Source organism: Psychrobacter sp. APC 3281, assembly GCF_030407815.1.
In the GTDB taxonomy this organism is placed as follows: Bacteria; Pseudomonadota; Gammaproteobacteria; order Pseudomonadales; family Moraxellaceae; genus Psychrobacter.
On sequence record NZ_JASDCS010000004.1, the window covers coordinates 55,553 to 72,528 of the forward strand.

The 16,976-nt window shown below is 43.1% G+C and carries 15 protein-coding genes; 9 read left to right on the forward strand and 6 right to left on the reverse strand.

Going from position 1 to position 16,976, the window contains the following annotated elements:
• Positions 1–264 precede the first annotated feature (264 nt).
• Both QL886_RS04090 and QL886_RS04095 read right to left on the reverse strand, forming a co-directional pair.
• Positions 265–1,305 carry an ABC transporter substrate-binding protein gene (locus QL886_RS04090; protein WP_160020900.1) on the reverse strand — a complete coding sequence of 347 codons (1,041 nt, stop codon included), beginning with the start codon at positions 1,303–1,305 and terminating at the stop codon, positions 265–267.
• A gap of 77 nt (positions 1,306–1,382) precedes the next feature.
• Entirely contained in the window at positions 1,383–2,432 is a 1,050-nt protein-coding gene (locus QL886_RS04095; protein WP_290177720.1) for an ABC transporter substrate-binding protein, read from the reverse strand.
• A 602-nt stretch (positions 2,433–3,034) separates the two neighbouring features.
• On the opposite strand from QL886_RS04095, the gene QL886_RS04100 reads away from it, so the two are divergent.
• The gene (locus tag QL886_RS04100) at positions 3,035–3,424 is read left to right on the forward strand and encodes a hypothetical protein (protein WP_201572656.1); all 390 of its coding nucleotides are present in this window, start codon (positions 3,035–3,037) and stop codon (positions 3,422–3,424) included.
• Positions 3,425–3,537: 113 nt separating this feature from the next.
• Here QL886_RS04100 and metG read toward each other — a convergent pair whose 3' ends face one another.
• Together metG and QL886_RS04110 are read right to left on the reverse strand one after the other, a co-directional pair.
• A complete protein-coding gene (gene metG, locus QL886_RS04105) occupies positions 3,538–5,637 on the reverse strand; it encodes a methionine--tRNA ligase (RefSeq protein ID WP_290177721.1) in 2,100 nt (699 codons plus the stop codon).
• A gap of 360 nt (positions 5,638–5,997) precedes the next feature.
• Positions 5,998–7,413 (reverse strand): GntP family permease, encoded by a 1,416-nt coding sequence (locus tag QL886_RS04110; RefSeq protein WP_201572660.1) that lies wholly within the window; start codon positions 7,411–7,413, stop codon positions 5,998–6,000.
• Positions 7,414–7,845: 432 nt separating this feature from the next.
• Here QL886_RS04110 and QL886_RS04115 point away from each other — a divergent pair, with 432 nt between their 5' ends.
• The 8 genes from QL886_RS04115 (at position 7,846) to dcd (ending at position 15,577) form a co-directional block, all read left to right on the forward strand.
• Positions 7,846–9,186, forward strand: a complete 1,341-nt coding sequence (locus QL886_RS04115) for a TIGR00366 family protein (protein WP_290177722.1) — start codon at positions 7,846–7,848, stop codon at positions 9,184–9,186.
• 255 nt (positions 9,187–9,441) lie between these two features.
• On the forward strand, positions 9,442–10,155 hold the full coding sequence (locus tag QL886_RS04120) for a CoA transferase subunit A (RefSeq protein WP_261868801.1): 714 nt from the start codon (positions 9,442–9,444) through the stop codon (positions 10,153–10,155).
• Positions 10,156–10,296: 141 nt separating this feature from the next.
• Entirely contained in the window at positions 10,297–10,926 is a 630-nt protein-coding gene (locus tag QL886_RS04125) for a 3-oxoacid CoA-transferase subunit B (RefSeq protein WP_290177723.1), read from the forward strand.
• 42 nt (positions 10,927–10,968) lie between these two features.
• Entirely contained in the window at positions 10,969–11,769 is an 801-nt protein-coding gene (locus tag QL886_RS04130) for a 3-hydroxybutyrate dehydrogenase (RefSeq protein ID WP_290177724.1), read from the forward strand.
• Between the two features lie 196 nt (positions 11,770–11,965).
• Positions 11,966–13,189: an iron-sulfur cluster carrier protein ApbC gene (gene apbC, locus QL886_RS04135; RefSeq protein ID WP_290177725.1), complete on the forward strand. Its 1,224-nt coding sequence runs from the start codon at positions 11,966–11,968 to the stop codon at positions 13,187–13,189.
• 64 nt (positions 13,190–13,253) lie between these two features.
• Complete coding sequence (locus QL886_RS04140) at positions 13,254–13,691, forward strand: hypothetical protein (RefSeq protein ID WP_290177726.1); 438 nt, start codon at positions 13,254–13,256, stop codon at positions 13,689–13,691.
• 12 nt (positions 13,692–13,703) lie between these two features.
• A complete protein-coding gene (locus QL886_RS04145) occupies positions 13,704–14,873 on the forward strand; it encodes a DUF2804 domain-containing protein (RefSeq protein ID WP_290177727.1) in 1,170 nt (389 codons plus the stop codon).
• 128 nt (positions 14,874–15,001) lie between these two features.
• Positions 15,002–15,577 (forward strand): dCTP deaminase, encoded by a 576-nt coding sequence (gene dcd / locus QL886_RS04150; RefSeq protein WP_058024138.1) that lies wholly within the window; start codon positions 15,002–15,004, stop codon positions 15,575–15,577.
• A 149-nt stretch (positions 15,578–15,726) separates the two neighbouring features.
• On the opposite strand, the gene QL886_RS04155 is transcribed toward dcd, so the two are convergent.
• Together QL886_RS04155 and QL886_RS04160 are read right to left on the reverse strand one after the other, a co-directional pair.
• Positions 15,727–16,164 (reverse strand): ClpXP protease specificity-enhancing factor, encoded by a 438-nt coding sequence (locus tag QL886_RS04155; protein WP_057759297.1) that lies wholly within the window; start codon positions 16,162–16,164, stop codon positions 15,727–15,729.
• A 132-nt stretch (positions 16,165–16,296) separates the two neighbouring features.
• Positions 16,297–16,911, reverse strand: a complete 615-nt coding sequence (locus tag QL886_RS04160) for a glutathione S-transferase N-terminal domain-containing protein (protein WP_160020910.1) — start codon at positions 16,909–16,911, stop codon at positions 16,297–16,299.
• Positions 16,912–16,976: the final 65 nt, after the last annotated feature.

Here is a 16,976-nt window from a genome sequence, read left to right on the forward strand (position 1 = left end):
GAAGCGATGGTTTAAGGCACTGCAATGCAATCAATAGACCTATCATCTATTTAACAAGTATCAGATAAATGGCCAGACAAATACAGCACTATTAAGCACGCTTGCAAAAAAAAGACTCTGTTTAGACAAGAAGCCCAGCCTAATGACTCATAGCTGGGTTTCTTGTTTAATTATTAGCCGTATATTTTAAGGTAGACAACACAGTATTGATTCGTGTCGCTTTCCTATTTATACCTGCTATTTTGAGCCAAATACAAAGGTGCGTTATTCTACCACTTCTTTTGCTTTATCGATAACCGCTTGTGGCAACGTGATGCCTTCTTCTTTAGCGTGTTTTGGACTGACGTATAGATCAAGCGCTTGTGGAGTGTAAACTGGGATAGCACCTGCTTTTTCACCGTTTAAGATACGTACGACAATTTTACCAGTTTCGCGGCCAAGCTCATAGTAGTTCACGCCTAGAGCAGCAACAGCACCGCGTTCAACTGAGCTAGTGTCCGAGGCAATTAGAGGAATCTTACTTTGTTTGGCGATTTGATAAAGTGATTCGTACGCTGATACTACGTTGTTGTCAGTTGAAGTATAGATCATATCGACCTTACCTTCGAGACTACGGGCTGCCATCGCGATGTCGTTACTACGCTGTGCAGGTGCTTCTAATACATTGATACCGAGTGGTGTTAACTTCTCTTTTAGATTTTTTAAGATAATCGTTGAGTTGACTTCACCTGGGCTATAGACATAACCGACGTTCTTTAATGATGGAATGATTTGACGCATCAAATCAATTTGTGGCTCATACGGTAGGGCATCTGATGCGCCTGTAACGTTGGTGCCAGATCCATCTAACTTAGGTACCAGTTTTGCGGCTACTGGATCAGTAACTGCTGAGAATACCAATGGAATGCTGCTAGTAGAAGCGGCAACAGACTGCGCCGACGGCGTTGCGATAGCGACGATAACGTCTGGTGCATCAGCGACAAATTGCTTGGCAATCTGACCAGCAGTAGCAGTGTTTCCTTGTGCGCTTTGGAAGTTAACGGTTAAGTTTTCACCGTCCTTGAAGCCTGCTTCGTTTAGCTCGTCGATGACGCCTTTACGTACATCATCAAGCGCCGGATGTTCGACGATAGCGGTAATAGCAACGGTCTTCATAGCTGTCGCTGCATCACCACTAGCGGCAGCATCCGTGGAGCCATCATCTTGCGCTGATTGGTTACAACCAGTCAAGATAGCAGTACATACACCGCCTAATAATAAAGCCTTACCAAAATTAAAACGACCAAAACGATTTTGAGACAACATGGGTCTTACTCCTAAAATAATAGTGTGTCCGTACACTATATAAATAATTGACGAGCTAATAGATAGCTTACTACTTTTTATTTGGTTTCGGCATCAATATCAACATTGATGGCGTTTTTTAGTAACTCTGCTGGCAAGCTGACACCTTGTGTTTTGGCGTGCTTAGGACTGACATATAAGGTCAGATCATTCATGACTTCAGGTTTGATGGTGTTGACCGCTTCGCCATTTAACACACGATATACCATCTTGCCAGTGGTACGACCAAAGTCATAGTCATTAACACCAAGCGCAGCAGTCGCGCCGCGTTTTACACTGAATTCATCAGACGCGATAATCGGTAACTTTAGCTCATTTGCTGCTTGGGTCATGGCCTCAAAGGCAGAGGCAACATTGTTGTCAAATGAGGTATAAATAATATCTGCACGTCCTTGCAAGCTGCGCGTCGCCATACCGATATCCGTTGGACGATTGGCAGGAATGTCTAATAGTGACAGACCTCTTGCTGGCAAAGCTTGTTTTAAATTTTCACGCAATGATACTGAGTTTGCCTCACCTGGGCTATAGACATAACCAATGGTCTTTAAGTTGGGTTTTATCTGCTGTAACAAATCCAACTGCGGCTCTAGCGGCAACTGGCTTGAGAGTCCAGTCAAATTGCTTTGAAAGGGCTTGCCATCTGCCGTGATGAGTTTGGCACCTAGCGGATCTGACACAGCAGTGTAGATAATAGGGATAGTGGTGGTCGCGGCTACCACTGACTGCGCAGAAGGCGTTGAGATTGCTACGATCGCATCAGGGTTGTCTCCTGCAAATTGCTTGGCAATCTGTCCTGCAGTCGCTGTGTTTCCTTGCGCACTTTGAAAGTTAACAGTTAGGTTTTGACCTTCGACATAACCGTTATCTGCCAACTCATCAATAATACCGCGGCGCATATCATCTAATGATGGATGCTCAACGATTTGAGTAATGGCAATAGATTTGGCAGGTTTGTCTGTAGCCGTGCTATTTTCAGCAGTCGCTGCGGTCTCGGTAGAGGAGTTTGAGCAGCCGATTAGTCCCAGTGTGCTAATGGCGCTAAGAGCAACGCCATATAGGCTTAAGCGTAGAGTAGAAGCGATAGTCATTATTAGGTTAACTCATAGGTTATATCAATCGCAAAAACCAAGTAGATACGGCCAGACTGACTGAGCCTACTAATTTATATAGTAGTCATTTTGCTCATCTGTTTGGTGTACTTTGGTTTTTTACCATGATATTGAAGAATGCAGATTAGCCAAGTCAATGCTATGTTGATGCTAAGATAGCAGGCTAACAATTAAATAAAGTAATCGTTCCATCGATTATTATGTTCATATTATGACAGTAATGTAAGTTATCGCAATAAGAAATTAATGTGTAGCGGTCATGGTGATGGATAATAAAAAAATCATCACTTCTTTTTATCTTATCAAGACGCGTGATGCATTGAAGCTCTTGTGTAGATCTGAATATAACAGATGCCGCTAGAGTACTTTTGTTTGCTGAAAACATATGCAAAAGGCTTACATCCTAGCAACGCATCTATTACGTACTCACTTCATAATTAACGTAAGCTAATTTTCATACGAGAAACACGATAGGTCTAAGGATAATCCAGTCATTTTGGTGACATTGTGCTGAATAGTGGATATGAAATATACGCTATTATTTATCTAATTTTTCGAATGACCATTTTAAGGATAATATTATGAACACTGCTAATCTTAAATTATTAACCATCGCCGGTATCACTGCTACTTCTTTGATTGGATTGCCTGCTATGGCAAAAGATGGTCATGGAAACGGGCACGGTAATAGCAAAGGTAACTCTGCCCATGTTAGTAAAAACTATAAGCATAGTGGCAACGCCCACCCAAGTATTAACGCTTATCGCAATGCTAGTCCTAACGCCTCATTTAAGCGTGATCTTGATAGATACGGTTATAGAGTAGTCGGCAAGATTGATAGAAGGGATTATGACCGCTCTGTCGTTTTAGATCGTTATGATGACCGTTACGTTCGTATTCGTACGCCAGAAAATAACATTGTGACGGTGATTAATGATACTTTACAGATTATCGATATTTTGAGTAGATAAGTATTTTGAGTAGATAAGTATCAGGCTTGGTTTTTAGCCATTTGCTAAATCAGCCATAAAAAAAGATGCCGCTTAGGGCATCTTTTTTTATTTTTTAATCCTAAAAATAACCTTTATGCCAGTACGTCGCCAACAACACAAGCATCTGGCAAGGTAACGACAGTTAAGCCTGTCTTTGGCTCGCCAGTTGACAATACCATGCCTTCTGATACGCCAAATTTCATCTTACGCGGGGCAAGGTTGGTCACGCAAATAACCTTTTTATTAATCAATTGCTCAGGCTCATAGAACTTACGAATACCGCTAAACACATTGCGAGGTTTGTCTTCGCCAACATCTAGCGTGAACTGTAGTAGCTTATCAGCACCTTCGACATGGTTACACTCTAAAACGTGTGCGACTTTCATCTCAACTTTGGAAAAGTCTTCGATACCAATATAGTCAGTCTGCTCGGCATCAGTACTAGCATCTGTTGCAGATGCTTTATCTTTTGCGGCAGGCTTACTATTATCAGTCGCGGCAGGAGCGTCTGCTTGAGTTAATGATGCTTTAGAATCTTCTACCATCGCTTCAATATCTTTTTCTTCGATACGTTGCATTAGTGGTTTGAATTTATTGATTTTATGACCTAGTAACCACTCATTACGACTGGCAAAACTTAAGTCATCAAGGTTTAAAAACTCTTTGGCATTATTAGTCAATTCAGGTAGCACTGGCGCAAGATAAACCATTAATTGACGGAAGATATTGATAGCGACCGAGCAGACGTCTTGAACTTCTTGCTCAGTACCCTCCAATTTCGCTAGTGACCATGGTTTTTTGGCATCGATATATTCGTTAGCTTTGTCCGCACATTGCATGATTAGGCGCATAGCACGCGAGAATTCACGATTCTCATAAGCAGCAGCAATCTCATCGCCCGTTTTGGTGATGTCTTCTAATAGCTCTGACTCGACGCAAACTTCTGACAGCATACCGTCGTACTTCTTAACCAAGAACCCTGCACTACGACTGGCGATATTGACGACTTTACCAACCAAGTCAGAGTTGACCTTTTGCATAAAGTCTTCTAAATCTAAGTTGATGTCTTCAACTTTATCAGACAGTTTGCTGGCGAAATAATAACGCAGGTATTCAGGATGTAAGTGCTCAGCATACGTCTCGGCTTTGATAAAAGTACCGCGTGACTTACTCATTTTTTCGCCATTGACCATCAAGAAACCATGGGCAAAGACGCCAGTCGGCGTACGCAGTTCACTACCTGCTAGCATCGCTGGCCAAAACAAGGCATGGAAGTAAACGATGTCTTTACCGATGAAGTGATAAACTTCAGTTTTGTGCTCGTTTTCTTGTGCCCAGTAGCGGTCAAAATCAAGCGCTTGGTCTGTTCCTGCACGCTTATCACAGAGGTTTTTAAAGCTTGCCATGTAGCCAACTGGCGCATCTAGCCACACATAAAAGTATTTGTCTGGCTCATCGCTTGGGGTATCTGGGATTTGGAAACCGAAGTAGGGTGCATCGCGTGAGATATCCCAGCTGGCAAGTCCTGCCTCAAACCATTCTTGAAGTTTGTTGGCGACTGACGTTTGCAAACGGTTGTCACTGCGCGTCCAGTCTTTTAGGAACTGTTCAAACTCTGGCAAGTCAAAGAAATAATGCTTAGAGGTTTTGAGCACAGGCGTTGCATTAGACAGTGTCGAATGTGGGTCTTTTAGATCCGTTGCATCATAAGTGGTGCCACATACTTCACAGTTATCGCCGTACTGGTCTGGTGAATCACACTCTGGACAAGTACCTTTGACAAAGCGATCAGCTAGAAATAATTGCTTTTCAGGATCAAATAACTGCTCGACATCCTTTGTGCTGATATGACCAGCATCATTGAGACGACGATAAATCAGCTCAGAGAACTGTTTGTTTTCTTCTGAATGCGTGCTGTGGTAGTTATCAAAGTTGATAAGGAACTTTGAAAAATCCGCTTCATGTGAGGCTTTAACTGAGGCAATTTGTTCCTCTGGCGTTACGCCATTGGCCTCTGCTTTGAGCATGATTGCCGTACCGTGTGCATCATCCGCGCAGACATAGGTGACCTGATGGCCTTGCGCTTTCATCGCACGTACCCAAATGTCAGTCTGAATATATTCTACAAGATGCCCCAAATGGATATAGCCATTGGCGTAGGGCAGCGCACTGGTTACTAGAATCTCACGCACAAAATCACCTATATTTTTATATAAACGGGTTAGTTATCGAACATCTTAAGCGGTTCATCGCTCATCGATGCGACATCGTTAATGCTAAAAACTTCTAAAAATAATAAAAATTCAAAAAGTGTGCCTATGATACCGTAAATCAAATAAATTTGTGATATTCCTTGGTAATTACTTCTCATTTGGCAAGCACTTATTAACCATAAACAATAGCCTTGCATCGTATTTGATAGTTATAGAATAGTTATCAATCAGCCATGAAAAAACCCACCAAGCAGTATGCCGAGTGGGTTTTTTATTTATCCATTATTCACCTAGATACCAATAGTTAGTCACAATAAATAGCTAAGCGACTAAGTTAGCTTAGAATGAACCGAACATCGTACCTAAGATAATCACAGCGACTACAGCGACCAACGGAATGACCATTGTAACCATCGCCAAGTTTAAATAAGACTGCTTATGGGTCAGACCACAAATGGCTAGCAAGGTAATGACAGCGCCACTGTGCGGAAGCGTATCAAGACCACCTGCCGCCATGACGGCTACGCGATGCATTAGCTCAGGGTCGATGCCCGCATTGACGGCCATGCGCAGATAATCTTCACCCAAGGTCGACAGCGCAATACTCAAACCACCAGACGATGAGCCTGTGATACCAGCAAGCGTGGTCATCGCGACGGCTTCTGAGATCAGAGGGTTGTCAGGGGTAAGGTTTAAAATGCTATCACGAATGATAAGGAAGCCTGCGAGCGACGCGATAACTGCACCGTAACCCACTTCTGATGCCGTGTTAAAAATCGGCAACATCGAATCATAAGTACCACGGTTGATGGTTTTTTGTAGGTTGTTCCAGTGTCCAATACGTAGCAGAATTAACACCACACAAGCCACGACCAACGAGATAATAATTGACCATAACCCAAGTGAGCCTGCGATATTCAAGTCTGGGAACTGAGTTTGTAGACTACTGAAATCTATCGACGGGAATACCACATAGGTCAATATAGCGTTCAAACCAATGACCAATACCAGCGGAATCATCGCAATGGTAAAAGAAGTGTGATGAGTGTTTAATACCTCAGCTTCTTTTGCCGCCGCACCAATGCTACCTGTATCCTCTTCATCATGCTGACCATAGCCTTCGCCCGCTGCATTGGCTTTTCTGGCACGTGATTGCAGCCACATCCAACCACAAATAAACATGATCGTACCGCCGATGATACCCAAGATAGGGGCGGCAAATACGTTGGTATTGTAGTAAGGAATGGGAATAGCGTTTTGAATGGCTGGCGTGCCTGGCAGTGCAGTCATCGTAAACGTAAATGATCCTAGAGCAATCGCTGCTGGAATCAAACGTTTTGGGATATCGGCTGCTCTAAACAAGTCTTTGGCGATTGGATAAATAGCAAAAGCCACAACGAACAACGATACGCCGCCATAGGTCAAAATAGCACAGACCAAAATCACCGCAAGGATGGCCTTGCTAGCACCGAGCTTTTCGACGACCGTATTGGCAATGGCGGTTGCTGCGCCAGAGTCTGCCATTAGGCGGCCAAATAGTGCCCCTAGCAAGAATATAGGAAAAAACTTAAGCAAGAATCCACTTAACGCGCCCATAAAAACATCGGTATAAGCGGGGATGGTGTTTAAGAAGTCACCTGATAGTAAGACTGCCAGCGTCGCCATAATCGGTGCTAGGATCAGCACAGAATAACCGCGATAAGCAAAAAACATGAGTAATAATAGGGTGATGACAATCGCAAATGTACTAAACATGATAGCCCTCCTTGGCAAAATTAAGACAGCGAGTATGTCGCGCTTATCGATATAGGTCAATAAAATTAATCAAAATAAGCCTATTCAGTCTGTTTTATCAAACATAAATCTAGACTCATAGACTCATAGACTCATAGACTCATAGACTGCTAACCATTAATATCTCGACAATTTAACTCCCGCACAGCGTTGACTCACATGCGCTGATGGTTATTTTCTAGTCGCTACGAAAATAATATGTTAAGTTAGCACAAGTGTTTCACGCATGATATAGCGATATAAAATGTATTGGTATGGATGATAATATAAAATACAATGTTTTCCATTTATTAGGTGCAGTAAATAGTAATTGCTCTCAAATATGATAATCGTTCAACATAGCTCTAACTATAATTTTTAAAACCAAACATCAAATTTACAAGGAATGTGAATATGTTTAGTGCCATCACTAATGCGAGCGTACAGTTAGTCAACCGCTATCTACCATCCCCATTCGTGTTTTCGATCGTATTGACCCTCATTGCATTTGCTGTAGGACTGGCAATTACTGGCCAAGATATGATTGCGATGGCAGGGCATTGGGGCAATGGACTGTGGTCACTGCATAGCTTTGCCATGCAAATGGCATTGGTTTTAGTGACAGGCTATGCCTTTGCCAGTGCGCCATTCATTCAACGCTTATTGGACAATCTGGCTAGTCGTGTTCACTCTCCTACGACCGCCATTATCGTATCGACCTTGGTGGGATTGGTTGGTTCATGGATAAACTGGGGTTTCGGTCTGATCATCGGGGCTATCTTTGCCAAAGCCTTGGCAAAAAAAGTGGCCAACGTCGACTATCCGCTATTGGTCGCTGCCGCGTATTCAGGTTTCGTGATTTGGCATGGCGGTTTTTCAGGTTCGATACCGCTGACACTTAGCTCGGGCGGTGATACGCTACTGACGCTGTCAGGCAATACCATGACCGAAGCAGTACCTTTATCGCAGACGGTATTTGCAGGCTACAACATGCTGCTAGTAGGTTTACTTATCATTATTTTGCCTCTGCTAAATCGCTTTATGCATCCTAAAAACCCTACGGTTATTGATCCTAAGCTGATCAAAGAAGAGATCTACGTCGCGCCCCAAAGAGACACGCCTGCACAAAAGCTAGATGATAGCCGTATTATTGCTGTCATCTTATTGGCCTTAGCACTGATGTACTATATCAGCGAGTTTGGTAGTAACGGTTTTAACCTAGGGCTAAATATCGTCATTGGGCTATTCCTATTTATAGGTTTGCTATCGCATGGCACGTTAGAGCGTTATTATCGTGCCGTACACTCGGGGATAGGTGGCATCACGGGTATTGTGCTATTGTTCCCGTTCTACGGTGGCATCATGGGCATTATGACGGGAGCAAATGCGGATGGTATCTCTATCAGTACGCAAGTGACCGAATTTTTTGTCAATTCTGCTTCCGCAGACAGCTTTCCGATTTTTGCATTTTTAAGTGCTGGCTTGGTCAACGTCTTTGTACCATCGGGCGGTGGGCAGTTTGCGGTACAAGGCCCTGTTATGATTCCTGCTGGTATCGAACTGGGTGTTAGTCCAGCCATTACTGCGATGGCGATTGCATGGGGTGACGCATGGACCAACATGATTCAGCCGTTTTGGGCGTTGCCATTACTAGGTATCGCAGGTTTGGATGCACGCGCTATCATGGGCTACTGCTTGATCGTACTGGCAGTATCGGGTGCTATTATCATGAGCGTGTTTTGGCTATTGGTATAGTCATTCCACTATAAAAATATTACTGCGTTAACCTCGCTTGAAGTATTTAATATACATCTACACTCGGTTGCCTTGTACTATTTTTAAATTGAATCGACTATATGGCGTTATAACGCTCAAAAGAAAAATAAGCATGATGAATTTTCAATGTTAGGTTTTATTAAAAGCAACAATCAAACGGATAATTGAGACATTTAATTCAGCATTAGTTTATGCAAGGATTAAAAATATAAATAACAATCATAGGAGACAAGCATGAGTCAATCAAAAGTATATAACAGTGCCGAAGAAGCGCTAAAAGGTGTCGTCAGTGACGGGCAAACGCTAGCGATCGGTGGCTTCGGACTATGCGGTATTCCAGAAGCATTAATTGCAGCATTGCGCGATAGCAAAGTCAAAGAGCTGACTTGTATCAGTAATAACGCTGGTGTCGATGACTTCGGTCTTGGTCTGCTACTACAGACACGTCAAATCAAAAAAATGATTTCGTCATATGTGGGCGAAAACAAAGAGTTTGAGCGCCAGTACTTAGCAGGCGAGCTAGAAGTTGAATTGACGCCGCAAGGTACATTGGCTGAAAAATTGCGCTCAGGCGGTGCTGGTATCCCTGCGTTTTATACTGCAACAGGCGTAGGTACATTAGTTGCCGAAGGTAAAGAGACACGTGATTTTGATGGTCGTACTTATGTGTTAGAGCATTCATTACGCGCGGATGTAGCACTCATCAAAGCACAAAAGGCCGATAAAGCGGGCAATCTAATATTTAATAAAACCGCTCGTAACTTTAATCCAGATTGTGCGATGGCCGGTAAAATCACGATCGTTGAAGTAGAAGAAATCGTTGAGACAGGTACGTTTGATCCAGACGAAGTGCATCTACCGGGTATTTTCGTTCAACGTATTGTGCTGAATGCTAGCCCTGAAAAACGTATCGAAAAGACCACGACTAAAGCTGTAGAAGGCGCGTAAATAAAAACGTGGTCGACGCTTAATCGTATGTGACATTAACAGTCAATTTTAGATTGATAATAACTTAGATAGCCAATTGATTAGATAACTGGCTGTCTAAATGAATAAAAATAGAATATCGCAAAAAACAAGGAAATCAGCATGGCATGGACAAGAGAACAAATGGCGCAGCGCGCGGCAAAAGAGCTACAAGATGGCTACTATGTGAACCTAGGCATCGGTCTACCAACGTTGGTCGCCAACTATATTCCTGAAGGCGTAGACGTATGGCTACAATCAGAGAATGGCTTGTTGGGTATTGGTGAGTTCCCTACAGCAGAAAACGTCGATGCAGACTTGATTAATGCGGGCAAGCAAACCGTGACTGCAGAAGCAGGGGCCAGTTATTTTAGTAGTTCAGAGTCCTTTTCGATGATTCGCGGCGGTCATGTCAACTTGGCGATATTGGGCGCGATGGAAGTCTCAGAAAAAGGTGACCTTGCTAACTGGATGATTCCCAAAAAAATGGTCAAAGGTATGGGCGGTGCGATGGATTTGGTCGCAGGCGTACAGCGCGTGATTGTATTGATGGAACAGGTCAATAAGCATGGCGATCCAAAAATCTTAGCCAACTGTGAGCTACCATTGACGGGCAAAGGCGTGGTTGATCGTATCATTACTGAGCTTGCCGTATTAGATGTTACTGACAGTGGCCTAAAATTGGTTGAATTAGCAGATGGTGTTAGCTTTGACGAGTTACAAGAAAAAACGCCAGTCAGTATTGCTCAATAGGATTTATCTTCTGATATTTATAGATCATAATAAGGAACCTATATGGCGACCCAATTAGAACAAGATTTGACAGGCAAAGTAGCGTTGGTCACTGGCTCTGCAAGCGGTATCGGACGTGACATCGCTGAAACTTATGCAAAAGCAGGCGCAGCGGTTGGTATTGCCGATATTAATCTCGAAGCGGCACAAAAGACGGTTGATGCTATTGAATCTGCTGGTGGACGTGCTCTGGCGATTGCCATGGATGTTACCTCAGAAGATGCAGTAAACGATGGTGTACAACAGCTAGTTGATGCTTTTAGCAGTATTGATATTTTGGTTTCTAATGCTGGCATTCAGATCATCGACCCTATTGATAAAATGGCGTTTAGGGATTGGAAAAAAATGCTGAACATCCACTTAGATGGCGCTTTTTTGACCACTAAAGCCGCGATTAAGCATATGTATAAAGGTGATAAAGGTGGCACAGTTATTTATATGGGCTCTGCGCACTCGCATGAGGCCTCATTATATAAAGCGCCTTATGTGACCGCTAAGCACGGACTACTAGGACTGTGCCGTGTGTTAGCCAAAGAAGGTGCAGCGCATAAGGTACGTTCGCATGTGATTTGCCCAGGATTTGTCAAAACGCCATTGGTAGAAAAACAAATCCCAGAGCAAGCAGCTGAAAAGGGCATCAGTGAAGAGTCGGTTATTAACGATATCATGTTGGTCAATACCGTAGATAAAGAGTTTACGACAGTAGAAGACATTGCCCAATTGGCGCTATTTTTAGCGGCTTTCCCAACCAATGTATTCACTGGACAATCTATCGTTGCCAGTCATGGTTGGTTTATGAATTAATATATATGCCATTTGCATATACCACAACGTCAGACCTACTGGCGTTGTGGTTTTTTTATGCGTCCAATTCAGCTACACTGTCACGATAGAAGGTTTGGCTAATATACTCATTAACGCTATCAGCTGTAAGATACGCAATGAGACGACTTGAGCGATTTGCCAGATCTACCCACTTGTATAGGCCATAATAGTAGCTATGTTTAACTTTATGAAGAAAAAAACCACAAAAACCGAAACGCCTCAGCAGCAGGCAGAGCGTGATAGTGCCGTCGACAAAGTCCTACTTGGATATGAGATAGGTGCTGTCAGTATTGCCACGATGGTCACAGGGCTTGAGCGTGATGGCGAAGCACTTACGTTAGACCTGCGTTTGCCAAAAGATAGCAATCCTGAAGTTATCCAGCAGGAGCTCGGGCAGTTGCTACATCCGCATGGTATTACCACGATTCATATGAACGTGCGTCTGCCTGCGCCAGAAAAGGGTTCAGGTTCAAGCTTACCAAAGCAGATGCCAAAGACAACCAATGCGATGGAGTCTCAGCCTTCATCTGGCGTTAATAACAATGCTAGTAACGCTAACGCTGAGCCACCGATTACGAAAGCTGCACCTACGCAAGCATCGTTGGCCGCGCATCCTCGTATCCGTCATATTATTGTCGTGGCATCAGGTAAAGGCGGTGTTGGTAAATCGACAACGACAGTCAATATCGCGTTGGCATTGCAAAAGCTTGGTAATCGTGTTGGTGTGCTTGATGCTGACATTTACGGCCCTAGTATGCCAACCATGTTAGGCGTTGCTGACGTAAAACCGCAGTTAGAGAACGAGCAGTTCGTGCCAGTTGATGCGCATGGTATGGCAATGCTCTCTATCGGTAGCTTGCTTGATGGGGACAATACACCTGTTGCATGGCGTGGACCTAAAGCGACCGGGGCATTGATGCAGTTATACAATCAAACCAACTGGCCGCAGCTAGACTATCTAGTAATTGATATGCCACCCGGTACGGGTGATATACAGCTGACATTGGCGCAGCGTATTCCAGTCACGGGTGCTGTCATTGTCACGACTCCGCAGCATGTTGCCTTACTCGATGCGCAAAAAGGCGTTGAGATGTTCAATAAAACCAATATTCCTGTGCTGGGTGTGGTTGAAAACATGGCGCTACATACGTGTAGCAACTGTAATCACACCGAAGCAATCTTTGGTACGGGTGGTGGTGAGTTTATCGCTAAGCAGTATCAGGTACCGCTATTGGGTCAGCTACCACTTGCCAGTGGCATTCGTGCACAAGTTGATAAAGGTGTGCCAAGCGTCTTAGCTGATGATGAGTTTGCACAATATTACCTAGATATTGCCAAAAACATCGAAACCAATATCAATAAATTTGCAAAGCCTGTCGATGATAAGCGGATTTTTTGATAATGGAGAAGTAGCCTAAGCTAGCGACTTTTAAAGTGAATGTATTGTCTAAAAAGAGGATATTTTGAACTTATCTATTTATCAAAGCCATTTAGACAATACTCCCAAGCAGTATAGAGTCTTACGATTATTTCGTCCGCCGATATACATCATTGAACTCTCAAACAATCAGTTGAGTGCCGTTTGCTACTATAAAGACGGTAGTAGCAAACGCTATGAAATTTATGCTGATTTTAGCAATCGCCGTCTGCTATTTATAGACTTTTCTACTGCTACACAAGCGATAGTAGACTTACTATATAAATTTCCCAAACACTCTTATGGGGTCAGTGGTATTGCGGTAGTTAATGTGAGCAAAGAGCTATTGGATGGATTAACGCCTGTTGAAACTAGGATGATAATAGAATTGATTCATGTAGCCTCCAGTAAAGCAAGAAGAAGTATTCTATGTACTGAAGTTCGCTATCAAGGACAGATAGTACCCTTAGGAAAATTTGGCTAGGATGCCGATATCATGAATAAAAGCCACGACAAACCGTATACTGCCGCCAACTTAAAACTGGCAAATCTCGAATATCTTATCCAAAATGGTCAGCCTGTTTTTGGTGTTTTCTCCCAAGTCAAAAGTATCAACTACTTAGACTATTATAGTCATCTCATTTCACAAAAATCCTTACCTAACTGGCGTAAAGAACTAAAAGCCAACCAATTCTGCTTCATTCAGATACTCCAACCCCCTTATCGAGTGTGCCTCGCGCTCGCAACGATTAAGCTTGCGACTAGTGCTTTCGTTTACATTTATAATGAGGATACTCAGCAGCTGGAAGTCTGTGAGGCGCTACAGCTTTTGACGCATCATACGCACTTAGACGGTGATGGTTATCAAGGGCAGATGACATTTACACATACAAAGCTTAGCGTCACCTTGGATTTTAGTCCTGCTCAGATGAATATTGCGGTCGACAGTCAGTATGTTGCAATAACGGCAGCGTTAGCACGAAGCGCACAACCGTTAGCCATATGTACGCCGACTGGTAGGCGTGGCTGGACGTTTACGCAAAAAGAGCCGTTGACCGCACTATCTGGGCATTTGCTCATTAAAGCCAAGTCAAAATTTCATACTGATACTCCTGATACTCCTGATGCTCAACCTCAAAAAATAACCTTCACCGATGCTACTATTGCCAATCTAGATTGGACGCTCGGCTATATGCGGCATGAGACCAATTGGTTTTGGAGCTGTATCACTAGCTATTTGTCAGATGGTCGACACTTTTTGCTCAATCTGTCTATGGGTGTCAATGAGACAGGAGCCAGTGAAAATGCTTGTTGGCTTGAGGGGCAAATATTTTATTTACCACCCGTTATGTTTGCTCGTGAGGATTCCAATATTCGATCAAGTCAGCCAGACAGTCTTGAGCCAAGTATAGAAAATGTAGAAACTGACGCTAGAATCTCAAAGCCATGGCGTATCTATCATCAAAATCTTGGATGGAGCAATGTCGATATTGATTTGAGCTTCACACCGATTACCGTCTATAAAAAGACCGATAATTTTGGTGTGATAGCCAGTATCTTTGAGCAGTGGATAGGGTTTTATAATGGTGAAATTCGAATAAGAGATGAAGTTATTAGGCTTGATAATGTCATGGGGCTCGCAGAAGATCATTTTGCCAAGTGGTAGCTTCTGAGATATAACATGGGGGTAAATGAGATTATTGGCTGTATTCAGTTTTAAGTAGCCGCTCCTCTATAAATTCAGCCATCAATTCCGTATAATCGTCGCTATTAAATATTTGCTAAGGAACAACAATGTCTATTAAGTCTGACCGCTGGATTCGTAAAATGGCCGAAGAGCACGGCATGATTGAGCCGTACGAGCCAGGTCAAGTGCGCTTTAATGATGCAGGCGAGCGTTTGGTGAGCTACGGCACCTCAAGCTACGGTTATGATGTGCGCTGTGCTCCTGAGTTTAAAGTTTTTACCAACGTACATTCAGTGGTCGTTGATCCTAAAAACTTCGATGATAAAAGCTTTATCGATATCGTTGGCGACGAGTGCATTATTCCACCAAACTCGTTTGCTTTAGCCCGTACTATGGAGTACTTCCGTATTCCGCGTGATGTATTGACTATCTGCCTAGGTAAGTCAACTTACGCGCGCTGCGGTATTATTGTCAACGTAACGCCGCTTGAGCCTGAGTGGGAAGGGCACGTCACTTTAGAGTTTAGTAATACCACCAATCTGCCAGCACGTATTTACGCTGGCGAAGGTGTGGCGCAAATGCTGTTCTTCCAAAGCGATGCTGATGATGTCTGTGAGACCAGCTACAAAGACCGCGGTGGTAAATACCAAGGTCAACGCGGCGTGACACTGCCAAGAACCTAGTCAGTAAGCGTCCGTTTAAAAGCTTATCAGTTATAGAAAGTTAATAAGCCTTTAAATAGTTAATAAAAAAGCTAGTCATATTAAATATGGCTAGCTTTTTTATTGTGTTAAATAGAACTGGTCTACGGTTCTATTTACTTCCAGAATTTTTATTTTAAGACCTTTAAACCAGCTTTATTATCGCGCTTTGGTTTAGGGGTTTTAATAGCGCTGTTGTTAGACATTGGCGCTGAATCGTCTTCTGGCTGATAGTTGTCATACTCTTTTGGATCAAAAAACATCCCTTGCGAGTTCTCTTTAGCATAAATACCCATCACCGCAGTAAGCGGTACCCAGATTTCTTGTGATACACCACCGAAGCGCGCGCTAAAGTGAATATAATCATTTTCCATACTCATGTTGCCAGTAGCACGGCTGGCGATATTTAATACGATACGACCGTCTTGCACATGCTCGGTTGGTATTTGCACATTGTCAGCGGTAGCATCGACCATCAAATATGGTGTCAGAGCGTTGTCTTCTATCCATTGATATAGTGCGCGTACCATATAAGGGCGGGTAGGTGTAATAGAGGTGGTTTCGCTCATCTAATGATTTCCTATACTAATAATTTTTAATAATGAAAAATATCTCGTTCAGCAATTTATCAAATGACAAATGCTAATTAACGTCTATCTTATTTATACTTTATTTTAGGACAGCTTTCGATACTTGTCTAATCAACGCACGCTTTTTTGGAAGCTACTACGCTCAAACACTCTCGTTTGGTATTCGAACAATGGACGGCTAATGGCACGTGGCAGCTCAATCCCCATCTCATCTAATCGCCATAATAGTGGTGCTAATAACACGTCACACCAACCAAATTCATCAGCCATAAAATAAGGCTTATGAGCAAACAGCGGTGACAGAGTAATCAATGAATCACTGAGCTGTTTTTTGGCAACGGCAGCCTGTGCTTTATTAAAGCTATCTGGATGCGTCAGCAGACGTTTGCCAAGCACTAACCAATCACGCTGAATGCGCCAAGCCAATTGGCGAAACTGTGCACGCTCTTGCGGTGTCTCAGGGAGCAATTTATTTGTGTGATAACGCTCTTCAAGATACTCAAAAATGACGTTAACCTCATAAAGCGCAATCTCACGCTGCTGCAAAACAGGCAAGGTATGATAAGGGTTTAGCTCAGTCAAATCTTCAGGGCGCTCAGAATGTAAGCGAGACAAATAGTAAGCGAGCTTTTTTTCTTCAAGTAATAGGCGTACCACATGACTGTCGTAGCCGTCATCAGCATACAAAATTAGCTGACTACTTGGAATGTCATTCGCATCAATCATGAAAGCCTAATGTTAATAGTGAAGGTTGTCATCGTAAACAAACTCGCAACGTTTATCAAGGTAGT